The organism is Micromonospora sp. NPDC049047, assembly GCF_040649135.1.
Classification (GTDB): domain Bacteria; phylum Actinomycetota; class Actinomycetes; order Mycobacteriales; family Micromonosporaceae; genus Micromonospora.
Genome location: NZ_JBEZEY010000003.1, coordinates 261,771 through 281,633 on the forward strand (window position 1 = coordinate 261,771; position 19,863 = coordinate 281,633).

At 71.1% G+C, this 19,863-nt stretch carries 19 protein-coding genes; 6 read left to right on the forward strand and 13 right to left on the reverse strand.

What is annotated here, in order from left to right:
* Window positions 1-203: 203 nt before the first annotated feature.
* Window positions 204-803, forward strand: coding sequence for a hypothetical protein (locus tag AB0B86_RS06845; protein WP_357416486.1), 600 nt, complete (start codon window positions 204-206; stop codon window positions 801-803).
* Here the strand turns inward: AB0B86_RS06845 and AB0B86_RS06850 are convergent.
* The 3 genes from AB0B86_RS06850 to AB0B86_RS06860 all read right to left on the reverse strand — a co-directional run bounded on the left by AB0B86_RS06850 (window position 771) and on the right by AB0B86_RS06860 (window position 2,452).
* Entirely contained in the window at window positions 771-1,172 is a 402-nt protein-coding gene (locus AB0B86_RS06850) for a hypothetical protein (protein ID WP_357410382.1), read from the reverse strand. The genes AB0B86_RS06845 and AB0B86_RS06850 overlap by 33 nt on opposite strands.
* Before the next feature lie 207 nt (window positions 1,173-1,379).
* Window positions 1,380-1,601, reverse strand: a complete 222-nt coding sequence (locus AB0B86_RS06855) for a DUF397 domain-containing protein (protein WP_357410384.1) — start codon at window positions 1,599-1,601, stop codon at window positions 1,380-1,382.
* Window positions 1,571-2,452 carry a helix-turn-helix transcriptional regulator gene (locus tag AB0B86_RS06860; RefSeq protein WP_110562910.1) on the reverse strand — a complete coding sequence of 294 codons (882 nt, stop codon included), beginning with the start codon at window positions 2,450-2,452 and terminating at the stop codon, window positions 1,571-1,573. The genes AB0B86_RS06855 and AB0B86_RS06860 overlap by 31 nt, the downstream gene beginning before the upstream one ends.
* 627 nt (window positions 2,453-3,079) lie before the next feature.
* On the opposite strand from AB0B86_RS06860, the gene AB0B86_RS06865 reads away from it, so the two are divergent.
* Together AB0B86_RS06865 and AB0B86_RS06870 are read left to right on the forward strand one after the other, a co-directional pair.
* Window positions 3,080-3,364 (forward strand): hypothetical protein, encoded by a 285-nt coding sequence (locus AB0B86_RS06865; protein ID WP_357410387.1) that lies wholly within the window; start codon window positions 3,080-3,082, stop codon window positions 3,362-3,364.
* Window positions 3,365-3,462: 98 nt separating this feature from the next.
* Window positions 3,463-3,933: a hypothetical protein gene (locus tag AB0B86_RS06870; protein WP_357416492.1), complete on the forward strand. Its 471-nt coding sequence runs from the start codon at window positions 3,463-3,465 to the stop codon at window positions 3,931-3,933.
* Window positions 3,934-3,941: 8 nt separating this feature from the next.
* Here the strand turns inward: AB0B86_RS06870 and AB0B86_RS06875 are convergent, their stop codons facing one another.
* Both AB0B86_RS06875 and AB0B86_RS06880 read right to left on the reverse strand, forming a co-directional pair.
* Window positions 3,942-4,760, reverse strand: coding sequence for a PASTA domain-containing protein (locus AB0B86_RS06875; protein WP_357410391.1), 819 nt, complete (start codon window positions 4,758-4,760; stop codon window positions 3,942-3,944).
* 151 nt (window positions 4,761-4,911) lie between these two features.
* Complete coding sequence (locus tag AB0B86_RS06880; RefSeq protein WP_357410393.1) at window positions 4,912-5,592, reverse strand: PASTA domain-containing protein; 681 nt, start codon at window positions 5,590-5,592, stop codon at window positions 4,912-4,914.
* A gap of 126 nt (window positions 5,593-5,718) precedes the next feature.
* On the opposite strand from AB0B86_RS06880, the gene AB0B86_RS06885 reads away from it, so the two are divergent.
* Complete coding sequence (locus tag AB0B86_RS06885; RefSeq protein ID WP_357410395.1) at window positions 5,719-7,116, forward strand: hypothetical protein; 1,398 nt, start codon at window positions 5,719-5,721, stop codon at window positions 7,114-7,116.
* Between the two features lie 25 nt (window positions 7,117-7,141).
* Here AB0B86_RS06885 and AB0B86_RS06890 read toward each other — a convergent pair whose 3' ends face one another.
* Window positions 7,142-8,620, reverse strand: coding sequence for a glutamate--cysteine ligase (locus tag AB0B86_RS06890; RefSeq protein ID WP_357416498.1), 1,479 nt, complete (start codon window positions 8,618-8,620; stop codon window positions 7,142-7,144).
* Window positions 8,621-8,917: 297 nt separating this feature from the next.
* Entirely contained in the window at window positions 8,918-9,499 is a 582-nt protein-coding gene (locus AB0B86_RS06895; RefSeq protein ID WP_357410399.1) for a YceI family protein, read from the reverse strand.
* Window positions 9,500-9,599: 100 nt separating this feature from the next.
* Here AB0B86_RS06895 and AB0B86_RS06900 point away from each other — a divergent pair, with 100 nt between their 5' ends.
* Window positions 9,600-10,106 carry a MarR family transcriptional regulator gene (locus AB0B86_RS06900; RefSeq protein ID WP_357410401.1) on the forward strand — a complete coding sequence of 169 codons (507 nt, stop codon included), beginning with the start codon at window positions 9,600-9,602 and terminating at the stop codon, window positions 10,104-10,106.
* Between the two features lie 202 nt (window positions 10,107-10,308).
* Here AB0B86_RS06900 and AB0B86_RS06905 read toward each other — a convergent pair whose 3' ends face one another.
* The 3 genes from AB0B86_RS06905 to AB0B86_RS06915 all read right to left on the reverse strand — a co-directional run bounded on the left by AB0B86_RS06905 (window position 10,309) and on the right by AB0B86_RS06915 (window position 15,870).
* A complete protein-coding gene (locus tag AB0B86_RS06905; RefSeq protein ID WP_357410403.1) occupies window positions 10,309-12,981 on the reverse strand; it encodes a helix-turn-helix domain-containing protein in 2,673 nt (890 codons plus the stop codon).
* A 132-nt stretch (window positions 12,982-13,113) separates the two neighbouring features.
* Window positions 13,114-14,262 carry an acyl-CoA dehydrogenase family protein gene (locus AB0B86_RS06910; protein ID WP_357410405.1) on the reverse strand — a complete coding sequence of 383 codons (1,149 nt, stop codon included), beginning with the start codon at window positions 14,260-14,262 and terminating at the stop codon, window positions 13,114-13,116.
* A gap of 75 nt (window positions 14,263-14,337) precedes the next feature.
* Window positions 14,338-15,870: an acyl-CoA carboxylase subunit beta gene (locus AB0B86_RS06915; RefSeq protein ID WP_357410408.1), complete on the reverse strand. Its 1,533-nt coding sequence runs from the start codon at window positions 15,868-15,870 to the stop codon at window positions 14,338-14,340.
* 170 nt (window positions 15,871-16,040) lie between these two features.
* Here AB0B86_RS06915 and AB0B86_RS06920 point away from each other — a divergent pair, with 170 nt between their 5' ends.
* Window positions 16,041-16,601 (forward strand): snapalysin family zinc-dependent metalloprotease, encoded by a 561-nt coding sequence (locus tag AB0B86_RS06920; RefSeq protein ID WP_357410409.1) that lies wholly within the window; start codon window positions 16,041-16,043, stop codon window positions 16,599-16,601.
* 54 nt (window positions 16,602-16,655) lie between these two features.
* On the opposite strand, the gene AB0B86_RS06925 is transcribed toward AB0B86_RS06920, so the two are convergent.
* The 3 genes from AB0B86_RS06925 to AB0B86_RS06935 form a co-directional block, all read right to left on the reverse strand.
* Window positions 16,656-17,567: a hydroxymethylglutaryl-CoA lyase gene (locus AB0B86_RS06925; RefSeq protein ID WP_357410525.1), complete on the reverse strand. Its 912-nt coding sequence runs from the start codon at window positions 17,565-17,567 to the stop codon at window positions 16,656-16,658.
* Between the two features lie 221 nt (window positions 17,568-17,788).
* Window positions 17,789-19,126 carry a biotin carboxylase N-terminal domain-containing protein gene (locus AB0B86_RS06930; protein WP_357410411.1) on the reverse strand — a complete coding sequence of 446 codons (1,338 nt, stop codon included), beginning with the start codon at window positions 19,124-19,126 and terminating at the stop codon, window positions 17,789-17,791.
* Between the two features lie 71 nt (window positions 19,127-19,197).
* Entirely contained in the window at window positions 19,198-19,797 is a 600-nt protein-coding gene (locus AB0B86_RS06935; RefSeq protein ID WP_357410413.1) for a TetR/AcrR family transcriptional regulator, read from the reverse strand.
* Between the last annotated feature and the right edge of the window lie 66 nt (window positions 19,798-19,863).

The window sequence follows — 19,863 nt, forward strand, 5'->3', positions numbered from 1 at the left end:
TCTGACCGGTGGTGGAACGTGACCACCGGCCCCAACATCAATCGACATTCGCCGATCCAGCTGAGGGTAAGTCAGGGATCGGATGGTTGGACATGCCGGATCGTCCATATCTCTGTGCGATGACCCCTACGGGCCGGGCTTCCGGGGCGAACGGGGGACCGGCCCGGATTCGCCGCAGCGCGATTCGGGAAAGACTCTCGAACATGGAGAGTCAGCTCACCATCCTGCTTCCGATCGCCGCCGTCTGGTTGGCCGCCGGCGTCATTGCCGACGGGCTTCCCAGACTGCGCAACACCCGCATGCTGCGCCGGCGTACCGGATGGTTGCTGGTGTTGGCCCTCACCGGCGTGGCGCTCACCGCGGCCGTGCTCGGCGGCGGTCTGCTCAGTGCCGGCACCGCACCTGTCGACCGGGCCGCCGCCGGGCTCGCCCTGGCCGCCGGGCCGGCGCTGGTGGCGACGGTCTGCTCGCTAGGGCGGATCCGCCGGCTCCGGGCCGGCGCGGGCGCATTCGCCAGCGCCCCCGGCACGCCCGCGCCACACGGGCTACGCGCCGCTGCGGCCCACCCGCTTGTCGGCCTGCCGTTGCAGGTGACCGCGCTGGCCACGGTGCCGGCGTTGATCGAGGCGGTCGGCACCGACCTCGGAGCCGACCCGGGTGTCACCGGGCCGGCGATCACAGTGGGCGCGCTCGCGGTGATCGCGATCGGGGTCCGGCACGCGCTGCGGCACAGCCGGTTTGCCGAGCGGGCACAGCCCGACGTGCCGCGGTCAGCGCGGACGGCCGGCCCCCTGCACGTATAGCAACTCCAGAATCGCCCTGGTCGCCTCGAACCAACGATCCAGCCACTCCGACGGCGGCACGGTGCCCTTCGGCGGCAACTCCATCAGCAGGCCGCGGAGCAGCGGATGGTCGGCCAGCGAGGCGCTGGGCTCCATCGGCCAGCCGCTTGGCGGAAACGACGGCTCGACAAGTGGGTTCGGGTCCAGCGAGGGCAGCGAGAGCGGCATGTCCACCGACTCGGCGGCCGAGGTGTCCCGCCCGCCGATCTCCTGGTCGTTCGAGACCACCTCGGTCAGTACGCTGTCCCGACGCGCCCCGCGGTACTTACCACCGAACCGCTCCGGTTTGCCCGGACCGTTGGTGAGATTGTCTGACCCGATCGTCGTCATCCGTCTCGCCTACCTCGCTCGGTTGCCGGTCGGTGTGACGGGTCGTCGACCTGCGCCGCACCGACCAGTTCAACGAGACGGGCCGGCTGTGGCGACGGGAATCCCGGCGGAACCTCGCCGACCGACCCCGAGCGACCGACCCTCGTCGGACACGGCGAGGCCTCCGTCCGGATCCGGATCCGGACGGAGGCCTCGGTCGACACTCGGTCAGACCGTGTCGAACGCACCGCCTCGGGTGCCACCGACGAAGGCGTGCCAGTCACTCGGTGCGAAAACCAGGGCCGGGCCCGTCTTGTCCTTCGAGTCCCGCACTCCGACCGCCCCCGTCACGTACGCCACCTCCACGCAGTTGTCACAGTTCGGTCCGCTCTTCGAGCTCTTGAACCATGCTGCCTGCGTCAGGTCCACGGGGAACCTTTTGGTCGCCATTTCCACAACGGCTCCTCTGCCAGTTTTGCGATGTGTGCGACGGACTCCTCTGGACGTATGGCCGCAGCGCGGATGTGATCGAAGATGAAGCTGTACTTCTGTAGTTCGTCGCTCTTCTCGAGGAAAAGCCCACCCGTGGCGTTCTCCGCGTACACAACATCCGGATCACCGGGCTCAGGGAAGCTGAGGATCGTGAAGGTGCCGTCCATGCCGGCGTGCGCACCCACCTCGAAGGGCAGGATCTGGAGCGTCACGTTCGGCAACTCGGCAACCTCGACCAACCGCTTGAGTTGGCCACGCATCACCTCGTCCCCGCCTACCGGCCGACGTACCACCGCCTCATCGAGTACCACCCACAGATCGACCGGATCGTCCTGCGTCAATAACGACTGACGGCCCAGACGGACACGCACCCTCTGGTGTACCTGATCGGCGGTGAAGTCTGGCCGAGCCGCACGGATCATCGCACCGGCATACTCCTCGGTCTCCAGCAGGCCCGGCACGACCTGCTGTTCGTACGCCCGGATCGAACTCGCCGCCGCCTCCAGCCCGACGTACGCGCCGACCAGCACCGTGCTGTACGGATGCCACCAACCTTTCTGGCGGGCCTCACGGGCGATCTGCACCAGCTCGTCGCTCTCCGCGCCGACCACTCCGTAGATCCGCAGCATGTCCCGCACGTCGCGCGGGGTGGCGGTGGTGTGGCCGGTCTCGATCCGGGAGACCTTCGACGCCGAGCACTCCAACTGCTCGGCGACCACCTCGATGGTGATCCCGGCGGACTCACGCTGGCGGCGCAGCTCGGCACCGAGCCGCCGCCTCCTGATGGTCGGACTGCGCCGCTCACTCATCGCGCAACCCGTGAGTCGCTGGTTCCCGCCGCTGGCTGCTCGACCCCACTCGGGCTACCTCCGGTCGACGCGCCACTGCCTGACACCCGCCGGTGGCGCGACCGTCGGCCGGCGAGCGTTCGCGACGAAGGGGGTGGTGCCGGTCCTCGGCCGGCCGCGACGGGCGAAACCGGCTCCCAGTGTGCCGTCCGTACGCGGAAGGCATCAATAGGCCTTTCGCGTGACTCGCTCACGTATCGGCAAAAGTCGACGTGCAACTTGCATGTAGCACGTCGCTGATGCACTCTGTCCGTATGGCACGGGTTACTCAGCGTCTCGATCCGCTTCCTCGCAGTGGCAACCACACCGGGGCGGGGCAACCGGGCACGGCGCTGGCCCGGCCGGCACGACCGAGACGTGCTCCGGGGTAATGACCCCGCCGCTGCAAGCCGGCAAGCTGCGGCGGCGGGCGCGGTTCCCGGAAGCATCCGGGTGATGGTCGGGTGGCGGCACGCCACCAGCGGAGTACGGCCCGGCCACCACCATCCGCACCACCGGTTCACGAGGCACGACCCCGTCACCGGCCGAGACGTCCCCCGTTCAGGCACCGCCGGCACAGCCGCCGGCCGATCCTCCCCAGGAGCCCATGTGCTTCCCCGCACCGGTGACGTACTGCTCGTGACTCGCGCGGCGAGTGTCCAGTTCCTCAGGCCGATCAAGTTCCGGGTGATCCGGGTGCTGGACTGGCCCACCTACGACGGTTGGCTCTGGCTCGACGGCTACGAGTTGAACGCCGCGGGCGACGCGGTCAACCGACGGTCGATCTTCGTCCAGCGGGACGGGCTGCAGCAACTGCAGGCGGCCCCGGAGCCCCGCCCGCACACCGTACGGGCCCGGCGACCGGTCACCCGTACCGCGATCCGGGTCGGCTGACCGACCCGATCCGCCGCCGGTGGGCGTGCCGTCGCCATAGAATTGGTACGCCCACCCCGGCACCGTTCCACCCGCGCGTCCAGGACCCTGACCCTGGGATGGTCATGGTCAATCAGCCCGCCCTGCGGCGGCACCACCGCTCCCGTATCGCCTATGCATGTGGACTTCTCGCTCTCCTCGGCGCGATGGTCACGGCCCTCATCCTCGTCCGCGACCCGGCGATGTCGTCCACCCGGTTGACCGCACCGGTGCCGGCACCGGAGATCACCGTGATCGACGATCATTCGCCGACGGACGACGGTCCACCGGCAGCCGAGGAATCCGACTGGATCGGCGCGGATACGCCCGGCAACCAGGTCGGCGTCACCGAGCCGACCGGATCGGCCGGGTCGGCCGCCGGTGGTGGCGCCGGCGGCCCGTCCGACGGACGTCAGCAGCTCGGCGCGGCAGCTCCGGCCGGGCACCCCGGATTGGACACCCGCCGCTCTCTGTTCTGGTCCGGGATCTTCGGCCTCGCCATCTCACTTGCCGGCCTCGGGCTGGTCGGCACCCGTCGACGAATGTGGTGACCACCGGTTCAGGGCGTGCCCGTCACCGTCGGGCTCGGTGCGGACGGGCTCACCCCGGTCGAGGGCCGGGCCTGCGAAATGATCAACAGCACCTCGTCGTCGGTCGACACCGGTGTGCCGGTGCCCGGCTCGGTGCCCACCACAGTCCCGGGCGGCAGCTCGGACGGCCGGTACACCACCCGGTAGGCAAGGCCGAGCCGGCCAAGCAACCCCTCGGCGGTGGACTGCGGCAGGCCGGCGAGCGGCGGCACCGGCACCTCGACCGGTGCGCTGGTGACCGGCGGACTGCTCGGTGCCTCGCTTGTCGGCGCGGCCGAGGTGGGCGGGGCGCTGGTCGGCGCGGCACTCGTGGCGCTGGGTGGTGGTGCCGACGGGGTGGAGCCCGGGTCGTCCGGGTCGTCGTCCTGCTTGGCGAGCACCAACCAGAGCGCCCCGCCGAGCAGGCCGGCGAGCAGCAGCGCCAGCACACCCCACAGGATCGGCAGCCACCACCGCCTGCCGCCCTGCTCCTCGACGTACCACTCCCCGGCTGCATCGTCCGGCCGGGGCGGCCGGACCTCGGCCCGCCCGGACCACGCCGGGGCGGCCAACCGCCCCGCAGGCAGCCGGGTCGTCTGCTCGGCCGGCGGAGCCGGAGTGGTCGGCGGACCCGGAGTGGTAGGCGTGGTCGGCGGGCCCGGCGTGGTCGGACCATCCGGGCGGGTGGCCGCGGCACTGTCGATCGGCATGGTCTGGTCGGGCTCCGCCCGGTCGGCCGCCGGTGGCAGTGCGCGGGTCCGGTCGTCGTCCTGCTCGTTGGCGGGAGGCTCCTGGCGGTCGTCGCTCATCGCACGTCCTTTCCCGAACCGGACAGGCGGCATGGCCCTCGACCGTCAACCTAGTCGCCAAACCTGCCATCGGTGGGGATCAGCGTGCCGAGCCGTGCACGGACCGTCACACCTTCCCGGCTGCGACGATCCGGCACGGGCTTCATCCAGCTCAGGGAGTGGGCTTCGCCGTCGGTTGTTCGGGGGCGCCCGCCCCACACCAGATGCTCACCTCGTCGTTCCACCGGGCCGAGCCGTCCTCGACCGGCTCCTGCCGGGCGACCTTCCCGCTGCGACCGCTGAGGTAACGCGGGTAGAGGCCCTCGTCGATCAACTCGTCGACGGCTTTGGCGCAGTCCTTGCCGACCACGTCCGGCACCTCGGCAGCTGGCGCCGGCCCAGCCACCTGAAGTTGCACTGTGGCGCCCCGGGCGACCTCGGAGCCCACTTCCGGTGAGGCGCTCTCGACGGTACGACCGGTTCCGCCGCCAAAGACCAGCCGCCAGCCCAGCCGCTTCTCGCGCAGCATCTCCCGGGCCTCCACGAAGTCGGCGCCGACCACCGGTGGCACGGTCAGGCCGGCGCCCTTGGTCGCGGTGGCGGAGGTCCGGACCGCCGACGGCGTGGTCCGTCCGGTGCTCGGTCGAGGCGCGGTGGCCCGGCTGGTCGGCGGGCTGGTCGTGGTCGCGGCGGCCAGCGGATCCGTCGGGGATTCGCCGCCGGCCAGCAGCCAGCCGCCGGTCGCGCCGATCGCGGCGAGCAGCACCAGGGCCAACCCACCGCCCAGCCACATGCTGGCCCGGCTTGCGCCGCCGCCCACGGCATCCTGCGGGCCCGTGTTCGTGTCCGTCATACCGCCCACCGCCTCATCACCGGCGACCGTACCGCCCGCCGCTCCATCCGCCGCACCGACGGTCCGTCCATACCGGCGGGTTGTTGCGACTCGCCGCGCCGACGACGGGACGTTACGCTGCCCCGCATGGCCAGACAGGGCTGGGGAGTGTCGATCGCGACAGCGGTCGGGGTCGCTGCCGGCGCGGGCGCCGCGCAACTGGGCTTCGGCTACGGGCTCGGCGTCATCACCTGGACACCCACAGATGCCGGCGCCAGCGACACGGCCTGGGCTGACGGCCTCGCCTGGGCCACCTGGCTCGCCGCCAGCTCCACGGTGCTCGGCGCGGTCTGCGCGCAGCGGCTGCACCAGCGCGGCGCTCCGGTGCCGGCCACACCGCCGGTGAGCGGTCCGGAGGCGACCGGGAGTTCCGACTCGGCGACCGCCACGGATCCACAGGCCGCCGACTGGCCCGACCCGGAGCCGACCGACAACCGACCGTCGCAGGTGCCCGAGGCGCGGTCCGCCGGCCAGGACAGCCTGCTGCGGCGGGTGGTCCTGGCGCTCGCCGCCGGGATCGGCGGGCTGGTCACCGTGCTGCTGATCGCCGTTCCCGCGCGGGTCGCCACCGGCGCCGACACCGGGGCACCGCAACGGACCGCCGCCGTGCAGGCGGTGCTGGGCATCCTGATCGGCGTACTCGTGGCCAGCTGGGCGCTTCGTTCCCGGGCCGCCGCGATGAACGTGATCGCGACGGCCGCCTGGCTCTGGCTGCTCGCGGTGGTCTCGGTGATCGACGGTGTACGCGTCGGACGAGGGCTGACCGGCGCGCAGCTCGGCACCTGGCAGCTTGATCCGGACCAGCCGCAGTACTGGATCTCAGGCCAGCTCTACTGGCCCGGCGCACTGTTGGCACTCGTGCCCGCGCTGCTGATCGGCGTGCTGGCCGCCCGAGGAACGGCCCGTTCGGCCGGGCACCGGGTCGGGGCGGCCGCCTCCGGGGCCGCCGGGCCGGTGCTCGTCGCGCTCGCCTACCTGACCACCCTGCCGCACTGGTCGACGCTGGGTCCCGCGCAGCTCTCCACCCAACTGATCGCCCCGTACGCGGTGCTCGCCGGCATCGGCGGGTCGGTGCTCGCCGCTGTCCTCGCCGATCGCGGCGAGCGGAGTCGGGCGGCGCACCGGGGTGGGGCTGCCTCGGCCACGAGGACCGGGCCGGGCCCGGCGGTTCAGGCCGACCCGAGCCCGGTGACCGTCGACGGGGCGACCTCGGCCGATCGTGCCGATCCGGCCCCGACCGTCGAGCCCGACTCCACGCCGTCGACGGCAAGCGTGCCGGTCGACACCGCGGGTCGGCGCGGTAGGGCCGCCACCGCAGCCCAGCCAGCCGGTACGGACTCCCCGGTGGGTGAGGCCGTCACGTCCCGGGTGCCGGCGCCGCGGACCGAGCCGGAACTGCCCGGTCCGACCGAGGTGGAGATGCCGCCGCCGGCTGCTCGGCGGACCCGCGCGACCCGCCGATCCGCCCGCCCCACCACCGACTGAACCCGACCGCCGGGCGGCGGTGGGGTCAGGGGACCGGCCAGGTGTGGACGGGTTCGTTCGCGCGCTGGAGTTCCGCGTAGCGCTTCACCATGTGGTGCAGCGCGGCGGACCGGTCCATGCCGTGCCGGCGTTCCGCCGCCCACACCGCCTCGGTCTGCCAGACGGCACCGTTGCGGCCGGTGCGGCAGCGTTGCTCGATGATGCCGAGCAGCCGGTCCCGCTGCGCCGGGGCGACCCCGAAGCCGTCCAGGCCGGCCGCGGCGGTGGGCAGCAGCCACTCAAGCACCAGCTTGGTCACCGGCACGTCACCAAGCCCGGGCCAGTGCAGCACGGCGTCGAGGCCACGTCGGGCGGCGGCCTGGAAGTTCTCCTCGGCGGAGCTGAAGGTGAGTTGGCTCCAGATCGGGCGGTCCGCCTCGGCCAGACCCCGGGCCAGCCCGAAGTAGAAGGCCGCGTTGGCGAGCATGTCCACCACCGTCGGGCCGGCCGGCAGCACGCGGTTCTCCACCCGCAGGTGCGGCCGGCCGTTCATGATGTCGTAGACCGGGCGGTTCCACCGGTAGACAGTGCCGTTGTGCAGTCGCAACTCCCCGAGCTGCGGCACGCCGCCGGCATGCAGCACCTCCACCGGATCCTCGTCCTCGCAGATCGGCAGCAGCGGCGGGAAATACCTGACGTTCTCCTCGAAGAGATCGAAGATCGAGGTGATCCAGCGTTCGCCGAACCACACCCGGGGCCGTACGCCCTGGGCCTTGAGCTCGTCGGGACGGGTGTCGGTGGCCTGCTGGAACAGCGCGATCCGGGTTTCGGCCCACAGTTGGCGCCCGTACAGGAAGGGGCTGTTCGCACCGACCGCCACCTGCACCCCGGCGATGGCCTGGGAGGCGTTCCAGTAGTCGGCGAAGCTGTCCGGTGCGACCTGGAGATGGAACTGGAGGCTGGTGCAGGCGGCCTCGGGGGCGATCGAGTCGGTGTGCGTCCGCAACTGCTCGACGCCCCGGATGTCCAGCTCGATGTCCTCGCCGCGGGCGCCGACGATCTGGTCGTTGAGCACCCGGTAGCGCTCGTTCGTGGAGAGGTTGTCCTCGATTAGGTGCCCCTCGGTGAGAGTGGGCAGGATGCCGACCAGGACGATCTTCGCGTCGGACTTGGCCGCGCGTTCGTCGGCCCTGGAGAGGCTGCCGCGCAGGTCGTGCTCGTAGTCGGCGAAGCCGGTGCCCTCGATCAGCCGGGGTTCGGCGTTGAGTTCCAGGTTGAACTGCCCCAGTTCGGTCTGGAACAGCGGGTCGGCGATGTCGGCGAGGATCTCTTCGTTGCGCATCGCCGGCTCGGCCGCCGAGTCGACCAGGTTGAGCTCGATCTCCAGGCCGGTCATCGGCCGATCGGCGTCGAACCCGAAGTCGTCCAACATGAGGGCGAAGACATCAAGGCACCGTCGCACCTTCTGCCGGTAGCGGACGCGATCATCCCGGGTGAAGGCGCCCTGCGAGACGTCCCTGCCCATGTGTCCTCCCGACAGCCGGCGCGGTCGGGATTCTTCCGTCCCGGAAAGCGCATTGTGAACCCTCCACGGTAAGAGCGCCCACCTGACCCGGGCCAGAGGCCGACGGCGGTGATCCGACATCGACCGGAGCGGGCGCACTCGTGGCGCCATCTGTACCCCGTTCGTCTACCGACCGGACGCGATGGCGGCGCGAGCCGCTGGTGACAAATACCACGACTGCGGCGTCGGCGGTGGAGACGCCACCGGGCCCACGCCGAGGTGCGGCGTGGGCCCGGTGGACCGGCGATGCGGGGCAGATCAGGCCTGGCGGACGGCCTCGCCCTCGATCTCGATCTTGATCTTGCGGCTGACCAGCACGCCCCCGGTCTCCAGGGCGACGTTCCAGGTCAGGCCGAACTCCTCGCGGTCGATCTCGGTGCTCGCGGAGAAACCGAAGATGTCCTGACCGAACGGGCTGCGGCCGACACCCTCGAACTCCACCTCCAACTCGACAGGCCGGGTGACGTCCTTGATGGTCAGCTCACCGTTGAGCACGAACTCGCTGCCACGACGGGACTTGACCCCGGTGCTGCGGAACTCGAGCGTCGGGAACTTCTCGGAGTCGAGGAACTCGGGGCTACGCAGGTGCGCGTCCCGGTCGGTCTGGGTGGTGTCGATGCTGGCCGCCTGGATGGTCGCGACGACCGACGACTGCAGCGGGTCCTCGGCGATGGTGATGGTGGCGGTCGCCTCCTTGAACTCACCGCGAACCTTGCTCACCATCATGTGCCGGGCCACGAAGCCCACCCGCTTGTGCGCCACGTCGAGGGCGTAGGTGCCAGCCGCCGGAATGGTGAGGCCGTCCCAGTCGCGGGTAACCGCATCGATGCTGCTGGTCATGCTGCTGTCCTCCAGGGGGATTGTTTAGTAGCCCAACGACTGCTGAAGCAAATGTAACCGTAACAATATTCCTCGTGTCAAGTACTGCTAGGATTAACGAGTGACCAACGTCTTCGACGATCCCCGGATCACCGCCGTCGGCCTGCTCTTCGAGGCACACGCCGGGCTGTCCGCCCGGTTCAACGCCCAACTCGAGGAGCATGGCCTCTCCGCGGTCGAGTTCGAGGTCATCACCCGACTGGCCCGCTCGCCGGGCAACCAACTACGCATGACCGACCTCGCCGCGCAGACCTCGTTGTCGACGAGCGGTGTGACCCGGGTGGTGGACCGGATGGAGCGCGACGGGTTGCTCACCCGGCGAGCCTGCCCGAACGACAGACGCAGCTCGTACGCGGTGGTCACCGCCGCCGGGATGCAGCGGCTCAATGAGACGCTACCCGGGCATCTCCAGATGATCGAGCAATGGTTCACCGGCCAACTCGACCCGGAGGCGCTGACGGCCCTGCTCGACGGGCTGCGCCGGGTACGCGACGCCGCGCATCCGTGCGCCACCGCCGGCAGCGACGACGTCAGCCCCGAGCAGGAGGCCGCCGACACCGGGCCCTGAGCAGTCGGCGTGATGTGGTTGCCACCGGCAGAAAGACCGGCAGAACTTGTCGACGAAGCCGGACAATCCCGGCCAATCTGACTTTACGCCCCTATGGCGGTGGCAGGCTTTCTGTACCGGGAACCACCGGGGGGTGACGGCGCGGGCGGACAGCGAGGGGTAGCACCAAGGGGGCTATTCGTCCGCGCCACTCCCCGCCCAGCTAGGGCGCTTCCGGCCCGCTCCGGGCAGCCGTCAGCGCATAGAGCAGCCCCGACTCCTGCGGCAGCAGCTGGATGCCGCTCTCCTGGCAGGCCCGTTCGAGCCGCTCCAGGGCCACCGGGTCGCCGGTGCTCGCGGCAAGTCCCACAAGCGCCTCCACCACGTCTCGACGCTCCTGACCCTTGGCGTCGGCAGCGGCGGCGAACCACTCGGCGGCCAATTCCCGGTCACCCTGGTGCAGCGCCAGGTTCCCTTCGATCAACGCGGCGAGCCCCGCCTCCGGTCCGCCACCGGACCACGCCGCGTCCGCCGAGCGTTGCCTCGGTACCACGGCCCGGTGAGCCGGCGTCTGTTCGGCCGCCTCAGCGGCTCCCGTGCGCAGCTCGGTGAGCACCTCTGTCGCTTCCTCGGCGCGTCCGTCCTGGGCGAGCGCCAACCCGATCTGTCCGAGCACCCGCCGGCGCCGTCTCGGATCACCAAGCTCGGACAACGCCACGAGCGCCCGCCGGCCCTGGTCCACGGCGTCCGCGTACCAGCCCTCCAGGCGGGCGACCTCGGCTCGATCAGCCCAGGCCAGCACCCGAAGGCGCTGCTCCCCACTCTCGGCGGCGAGCCTATCGACAGCAGCGATCCGGCGGCGGGCGGCGGCCAGGTCGCCGGTCCGGATCTCGTGCCAGGCGAGACTGTGCTGGGCCACCGCCAGATCCCGGGTACGTCCGTTACGGGCGGCCAACCGCAGCGCCGTCTCCGCCTGCTCGCGAGCCTCGTCCTGCCCACCGACGGAGATCAGCAGGGTGCCGAGAAGGTTTCGCGCCTCAAGCTCCCCGGTGACGTCGCCGGCCTGCCGGAAGATGTCCAACGCCGCACGCGCCGTCGCCAACTCCTCGGCACCCGCACCGTGCTCGGCCGCGAGCCGGGCAACCCCGAGCGCGGCCCAGCCCCGCAGGATCGGATCAGCGTCGGCGGTCCGCGGGTCCGCCAGTAGCCGCCGCAGCCACTGTCGCCCGGAGACGTCGCGCCCGCGGAGCCGCCACCAGCGGGTCAGGCACGCCGCCAGCCGCAGCGCGGTGAGCGGGTCGTCAGTGGCCGCGTGGGCCAGCGACGAGCTGATGTCACTGCTCATCTCGTCGAGCCGGTGCATCGCGGCGGGCAGCCGGGGGCCGACCAGGTGGCTCGCGGTCCGGGCCACCAGGCGCGCGATCACCTCGGCGTGCCGGCGCCGGATGCAGGTCAGCTCACCCGCCCCGGCCGCCTGCTCGGCGGCGTAGTCGCGGACCGCGTCGAGCAGCCGGAACCGGAACGGCCCGGTGCCGCGTACGCTCAGCAACCCCAGCTCGACGAGCCGGTCCAGCAGTGGCACGGGGTCGATCGCCACCGTGCCGTCCCGGTCGGCCTGGTCGCCGAGCATCTCCTCGGCCAACTCCACCGACCAGCGGTCGCCGAACACGGCGAGCTGCCGCAGCGCGGCCCGCTCGTCAGGTGCCAGCAGCAGGTAGCTGGTCGCCACCGCGTCGCGCAGGGTGACCGACACCGCCGCCGTCGAGCCGGGGTACGACTCGCTGGCATGACGGGTACGCGGGCCCGGGGTGTCCCAGCCGGGGTGGGCCGCCGGATCCGCGGGAGTGGCGAGATCGAGTACGCGGTCGCCGTACCGGTCAAGCAGCTCGTTGAGGTCGAGCAGTCGGCCCCGGGCGGCCATCAGCTCGATGGCCAGCGGTAGCCCGCCCAGCCGGCGGACCAGCGCGACAAGCGCGGGCAGCTCGTCGGGAGTGGGTGGCTCCCGGCGGACCTGGGCCAGCCGGGAGGTGAACAACGCGACCGCCGGCCACGATTCGAGGGTGGCCGCTCCGGCGCGTTCGGCGCCCGGTGGCGGCACGTCGAGCGGTGCGACAGGCCAGACCCGCTCGCCGGGCAGTCCGACCGGATGCCGCCCGGTGACAAGCACCCGCAACGAGGGCACGGCACCGATCAGCCGGTGCAGCGTGGTGGCCACCGGTCCCGGCGCGTGCTCCACCGCGTCCATCACCAGCAGCGCCGGCCGGCCGGCGAGCCGGGCCACGAGTTCGGGCAGCCGGGCCGCGCCAAGCACTGCCGTCGACACGGCGAACACGTCCGGTCCGTCCGAGCCCTCGGCGACAAACATTCCGGCCACACCGCCCGGGTGCGCGACGGCCACCAGATGTGCCACCGCCGTCGCCAGCGCGGTCTTGCCGACCCCGGCCAACCCGACCAGGCTCACCAGCCGTGGCCCGCGCTCCGTCGTCAGTATCTCGGCCAGCTCGGCAAGGTCGCGGTCCCGGCCGACGAGCGCCACCGGCGGCGGGAGGGTGGCCGGCGGGTCGGTGGCTGCCGGCGAGGCCCCGCCACCGGTCCCGAGCGCCGTGGGGGTGGTGTCCGGCCGGGAGTCGGCGCTGGAGAGGCCGCGGGCGGCGGCCAGGAACGCCGCCCGGCCGGTGCCGGTCAGCGCCAATGCCGTGGCGAGCAACTCGACGGTGGTGCGTTGCGGCCGGACCGACCGGCCGCGCTCCAGGTCACGCACGGTCCGCACACCCACCCCGGCCCGCGACGCAAGCTCGGCCTGGGTCAGGCCGGCGGCGCGTCGATGTTCACGGAGCAGCTCCGGCAGGGAGGTACGACCAGCCGGGCTCCGTGACCGATCATGATCCGGAGTCATGGCCACGAAGAGTACGGATGGACTACGACCGTCGGCAGCCGAACGTCGGGCTGCCGACGCCGGTTCGCCGATAATCCGACAGCCCTACGGTCAGCCCTGCCGGGCCGACCGGTGGGCCCACCCGGCGGACCTTCAGAGACCCAGCTCGCGGGCGATGATCATGCGTTGCACCTCGCTGGTGCCTTCGCCGATCTCCAGGATCTTGGAGTCCCGCCAGAAGCGGGCCACCGGGTACTCGTTCATGAAGCCGTAGCCACCGTGGATCTGGGTGGCCTCCCGGGCGTTGTCCACAGCGATCGTGCTGGCGTGCAGCTTGGCGATGGCGGCCTGGCGCTTGAACGGCTCGCCGGCCAGCATCCGGGCGGCGGCGTCGTAGTAGGCCAGTCGAGCGGTGTGCGCCTTCAACTCCATGTCGGCGATCTTGAACTGGATGGCCTGGTTGGCGCCGATCGGCTTACCGAAGGCGTGTCGCTCCTTCGCGTACTTGATCGACTCGTCGACGCAGCCCTGGGCGAGGCCGACCGCCAGTGCGGCGATGGCGATCCGACCCTCGTCGAGGATCCGCAGGAACTGGGCGAAGCCCCGGCCCCGCTCGCCGAGCAGGTTGGCCGCCGGCACCCGGCAGTCGTCGAACGTCAGCTCATGGGTGTCCGAGGCGGTCCACCCCACCTTGGAGTAACCGGGGGCCACCGTGAATCCGGGCGTGCCGGTGGGCACGATGATCGTCGACAGCTCCTTGGAGCCGTCCGGGTTCGTGCCGGTCACCGCCGTGACGGTGACCATGGCGGTGATGTCGGTCCCCGAGTTGGTGATGAACGCCTTGGATCCGTTGATCACCCACTCGTCGCCGTCGAGCACCGCCCGGGTCTGTGTGCCTGCGGCGTCCGAGCCGGTGCCCGGCTCGGTGAGACCGAAGCCCGCCAGCGCCTCGCCACTGAGCAGCTTCGGCAGCCAGGTGGCCTTCTGCTCCTCGGTGCCGAAGCGGTAGATCGGCATCGCGCCCAGGGAGACCGCCGCCTCCAACGTGATCGCCACGCTGGAGTCGACCCGGGCCAACTCTTCCAGGGCCAGGCAGAGCGCGAAGTAGTCGCCGCCCATGCCGCCGTGCTCCTCGCCGAAGGGCAGGCCGAACAGGCCCATCTTGCCCATCTGGCGGATCACCTCGTACGGGAAGGTGTGCTGCTCGTAGTGCTCGGCGATGACCGGGGCGACCACCTGGCGCGCGAAGTCCCGCACGCTCTCCCGCAGCGCCGCTTGTTCGTCGGTGAGCCGGAAGTCCATCTCATCCTCCTGTAAGGACGGTCCGCCGGGCGCTCGTGACGCCGGGACGGGTCGCTGTGCGGGGTGGGTCGAGGGTCAGACCGGGGTGACGCCGTGCCGGCGACGGGAGAAGTGCCGATCCTTCGTACGGGCTGCCGCGAAGCGACGGACCAGCTCGGTACGCAGGTCGTGCGGTTCGACGATGGCGTCCACCACCAGTTCGCTGGCCAGCCGGACGACGTCGATGTCCTGCTCGTACTCGGCGCGCTTGGCGGCCACGAAGGCAGCCCGCTCGGCCTCGTCCTCGATGGCGACGATCTTGTTGGCGTAGACCGCGTTCACGGCGGCCTCGGCACCCATGACCGCGATCTTCGCGCTGGGCAGCGCGATCGTGGCGTCCGGCTCGAAGCCGGGGCCGGCCATCGCGTAGAGACCCGCGCCGTACGCCTTGCGGACCACCACACAGATCTTCGGGACTGTCGCCTCGGAGATCGCGGTGATCATCTTGGCGCCGTGCCGGATGATGCCCTGCTTCTCCACCGCGCTACCGACCATGAAACCGGGTACGTCGCTGAGGAACAGCAGCGGCACGTTGAACGCGTCGCAGAGCTGCACGAACCGGGTCGCCTTGTCGGCCGAGTCGACGAAGAGCACGCCGCCCTTGAACATCGAGTTGTTGCCCAGGACCCCGACGACCTGGCCGTCGAGGCGGCCGAAGCCGATTGTCAGCTCCTTGGCCCAGAGTGCCTGGATCTCGAAGAACGAACCCTCGTCGAGCAGGCCCTTGACGTACCGCCGCATGTCGAACGCCTGCCGTTCGCTCGCCGGCACCAACGCGGCCAGGTCGGCCTTCGCGGGCGCGGCGACCGCCGGCGCGGCCGGCGGCGCCTGGGTCCAGTTCGCCGGCAGGTACGACAGGTAGGTCTTGACCACGTCCAGCGCGTCGGCCTCGGTCTTGCAGAGGAAGTGCCCCACCCCGGACTCGGTGGTGTGCACCTTGGCTCCGCCCATCGCCTCCAGGGTGGTCTTCTCCCCGGTGACCATCTCGACCATCCGGTCGGAGCCGAGGTACATGCTGGCGTTGCCGTCGACCATGGCGACCACGTCGCAGAACGCCGGAATGTACGCCCCACCGGCGGCGCTCGGGCCGAACAGCGCGCACACCTGCGGGATCGAGCCGGAGGCGCGGACCTGGTTCCAGAAGATCTTGCCGGCGCCGCGTCGGCCGGGGAAGAGGTCGACCTGGTCGGTGATCCGCGCACCGGCCGAGTCGACCAGGTAGACCATCGGCACACCGGCGCCGTAGGCGCGCTCGATGATGCGGATGATCTTCTCGACGGTGCGGGCGCCCCAACTGCCGGCCTTGACCGTGGAGTCGTTTGCCATCAGGCAGACCTGCCGGCCGTCGATGGTGGCGGTGCCGGTGACCACACCGTCGGCGGGCAGCCCGTCGGCCAGCGCGTTGGCGTAGAGGCCGTCCTCGACGAACGATCCCTCGTCGACCAGGAGGGCGACCCGCTCGCGGGCGAAGAGCTTGCCCTTCGCCGCGTTGGCCGCGTGGTACTTGTCCGCACCGCCGGACCGGGCCCGCTTGCGCAGCTGCTCCAGTGCCTCACCGTCGAGCGTCACGCCGACTCCCTCACCAGGCTGACCTGAACGATCGTTAGGCTAGCGTATCGACGCCACCGCCCGCGACCCATGAGCGAATCAGACGGTGGCACCTCAGAGCAATACATTGAAAAACATGAATGCTTGTCGCTAGGCTCCTGACACCCCCTCCTCCCGGATTGGAGTCAGCGATGACCTCACGACTCAGTCGGCTCGCGGTCGCCCTGGTGGCAACCGCAGGTGCCACCCTCGGCGTCACGGTCGCCAACCCCGCGCCCGCGTCCGCCGCGATGACCATCTGCTACAACACCAGCCAGGCAGGCAGCTACGCCGGCACCGCCAGCCAGGCCGCCTCGATCTGGAACAACGCCACCACGAACCTGACGCTCTCCGCCAACTGCGGCTCCAACCTGCGGATCTACCAGATCACCGGCGGCGGCTCGTACGCCGTGCGGACCAGCCTCGGCAACGGCCGGGTCTACATCGACACCCAGCAGGCGGCGCAGTACAGCCCGCTGCGGATCATGACCCACGAGATCGGGCACATCCTCGGCCTGCCGGACAACTACAACGGCAACTGCGCGATCCTGATGTCCGGCGGCAGCGCCGGCACCAGCTGCACCAACCCGTACCCGAGCACCACCGAGGCGAACCGGGTGAGCAGCCTCTTCGCCGGCACGTTCAGCGCCACCGACCGTAGCGCGGACGTCTTCCGCGACAGCTGGCCGAGCGTGCTCACCCCGGCGAGCTGACCGAACTGGCACGTGGAAGGGGCCGGCGCGCGCGCCGGCCCCTTCGTCGCGTCCTCAGCTCGGCAGCGGCGTCAGCCGGGTGCGTGGGCCCGCGCGCAGCACCCCGGACGGCAGCTTCTTACCGAGCAACTCCTCGGCCAGTTCCGCCACCTCGATCAGCGCCGCCAGGTCGACGCCGGTGTCGATGCCCATGTCGTGCAGCATGTGCACGGCCTCCTCGGTGGCCAGGTTGCCGCTGGCCCCCGGCGCGTACGGGCAACCACCCAGACCGCCGACGCTGGCGTCGAACTCGGTGACCCCCAGCTCCAGCGCGGTCAACAGGTTGGCCAGCGCCGTACCCCGGGTGTTGTGGAAGTGCAGCAGTACCGGCACGTGCGCGTTGCGGTCGCGGACCGCGGTCACCAGCTCGCGGACCCGGCGTGGGGTCCCCATTCCGGTGGTGTCGCCGAACGCGACCCGGTCCGCGCCGTCGCGGACCACCCGGTCCACGATGCCGGCCACCCGCCGCGGGTCGATGTCCCCCTCGTACGGGCAGCCGAAGCTGGTCGCGATGATCACCTCGACCTGCGCGGAGGCGCCGTGCAGCAGGTCGATCAGCTCGGCGATGTCGTCAAGTGACTCGTCGGTGGACCTGTTGACGTTGCGCCGGTTGTGCGTGTCGCTGGCCGAGACCACCACCTCGATCTCGGTGAAGCCGGCCGCCAGGGCACGCTGGGCGCCCCGGGTGTTCGGCACCAGCGCCGAGTAGCGCACCCCGTCGGCCCGCACCGACCGCCGCCACACCTCGTCCGCGTCGGCCATCTGCGGGATCGCCTTCGGGTGCACGAACGAGACAGCCTCGATCCGGCGTACGCCGGTGGCGGAGAGCGCGTCGAGCAGCCGCACCTTGGCGTCGGTCGGGATCGGGTCCTCGTTCTGCAACCCGTCCCGGGGGCCGACCTCACGGATCGAGACGGAATCTGGCAACTGGCTCATCGGTCACCTCGCTGTGACGTCGGATCGGGACGGGGGGTCGGGTGCCCTGCCCGTCCTTTGCACTGCTTCAACTGACGCAACACCGATCGTCCGGTATCCGGACGTCCACTGTTGCGTCCAGGTAAGCAGAGCAAAGGGCGCGGATGCCAGTGCCGCCGCGCCGCCGCGAGGGCAGCGCGGCGCACGACCGGCGGTGTGCGACCGCCCGGGACTCAGCGCATGCGGGAGACGATCGCGGTGTCGTACACGCCGGAGAGGAACTCGTCGTTCTCCAGCAACTCGGCGAAGAAGGGCAGGTTGTTCTTCGGGCCGACTATCTGGAAGCCGGCGACCGCGTCCCGAGCGCGGGCGATCGCCTCTTCGCGGGTGTCGCCGCTGACGATCAGCTTGGCCAGCAGGCTGTCGTAGAACGGCGTCACGGTGTTGCCCTCGGTGTAGCCGGAGTCCACCCGGACGCCCTCGCCCGCGGGCTCCACCCAGGTCGTGACCTTGCCCGGGCCGGGCAGGAAACGCTTCGGGTCCTCGGCGTTGATCCGCAGTTCGATGGCGTGCCCGCGCGGCGCGAGCGCGTCCGGGTCGAACGTCGGGGCCAGCCCGGACGCCACCCGCAACTGCTCCTCGACCAGGTCGATGCCGTAGACGTACTCGGTCACCGGGTGCTCCACCTGCAGCCGCGTGTTCATCTCCAGGAAGAAGAACTCGCCGGAGGCCGGGTCGAACAGGCACTCCACGGTGCCCGCGTTGCGGTAGCCGACCGCCTCGCCGGCCCGCACCGCCGCGGCCAGGAGCCGGGACCGCAGCTCGGGTGAGACCGCCGGTGACGGGGACTCCTCGACCAGCTTCTGGTTGCGCCGCTGCACCGAGCACTCCCGCTCGCCGAGCGCCACCACCCGGCCGTCGGCCAGGCCGAGGATCTGCACCTCGACGTGCCGTACCCGGGGGAAGAACCGCTCGATCAACACCGAACCGTCACCGAACATCCGCTCGGCGAACGCGCGCACCTTGTCGTACTCGGTGCGCAGCGCGGCCTCGTCGACGGCGACGCCCATGCCCATACCGCCGCCACCGGCCGCGGCCTTGACCATCACCGGGTAGCCGATCTCGGCGGCGGCCGTCACCGCCGCGCCCAGGTCGGCGGCCGGATCGGTGGTGCCGGGCGCGACCGGAACGCCGGCCGCCGCCATCAGGTTCCGAGCGTTGATCTTGTCGCCCATCGCGGAGATCGCGTCCGCGCCGGGCCCGACCCAGATCAGGCCGCTGGCCTCGACGGTACGGGCGAACTCGGCGTTCTCCGACAGGAAGCCGTACCCGGGGTGGATGGCCTGCGCGCCTGTCGATTTGGCGGCGGCGAGGATCGCCTCGGTGTTGCGGTAGCTCTGCGCCGGGGCCGGCGGGCCGATGAGGACCGCCTCGTCGGCTTCGGCGACAAACGGCAGGTCGGCGTCGGCCTCCGAGTACACAGCGATCGCGCGGATGCCGAGCCGCTTGGCGGTCCGGATGATCCGGCGGGCGATCTCGCCCCGATTGGCGACCAACAGTGACTCGATCATGTTTCCTCCCGGCGTCCGGATGTTGGGACGATGTCAGGGAATCACGACCGGCGTGCTTCTGACGAGTCGGCTCAGGCGAGCAGTGCGGCCAGGGTCGCCCCGCGCAGCAGCTCGGCACGACGCCGCCGATCCACCTCGCCACCGAGGAACGGGGTCGAGTTCATCAGGCCAAACGCGGCGTGCGCCAGCACCCGCGCCTCACCGTCGGGCATGCCCGGGTGCAGCGCGGTGAGCACTGTCACCCACTCCTCCACGTAGAGCCGTTGCAGACGGCGGATGCGCCGCCGCGGCTCCTCCGGCAGGCGGTCCAGCTCGTGCAGGTGCAACGCGATCACCGCCGGGTTGGCAAGCGCGAACTCGACGTGGAAATCGATCAGCGACTCCAGCACCTCGCGCGGACCGTCCGGGTGCCCGGCCGCCCGTTCCCGCCCGCCGGCCAGCAGACCCTCGCTCACCGGGATGAGCGCGGCAGCCAGCATCGCCTCCTTACCGGCGAAGTGGTGGTAGAGCGCCGGACCGGTGACCCCGGCGGCCGCGCCGATGTCATCCATCGACACACCGTGGTAGCCACGGGCGGCGAACAGACCGACCGCGATCTCCAGAATCTCGTCCTTGCGGGACCTGCGCCGGCCCGTACCCGCCGCACCCCGTGCCTGCTGCTCCACCGTCACCCGGCAAGCCTAGACCGCGAACTGCCTGCGGTGGAGGACAGCGGCTTGACCCTCGACCCGGTTGAC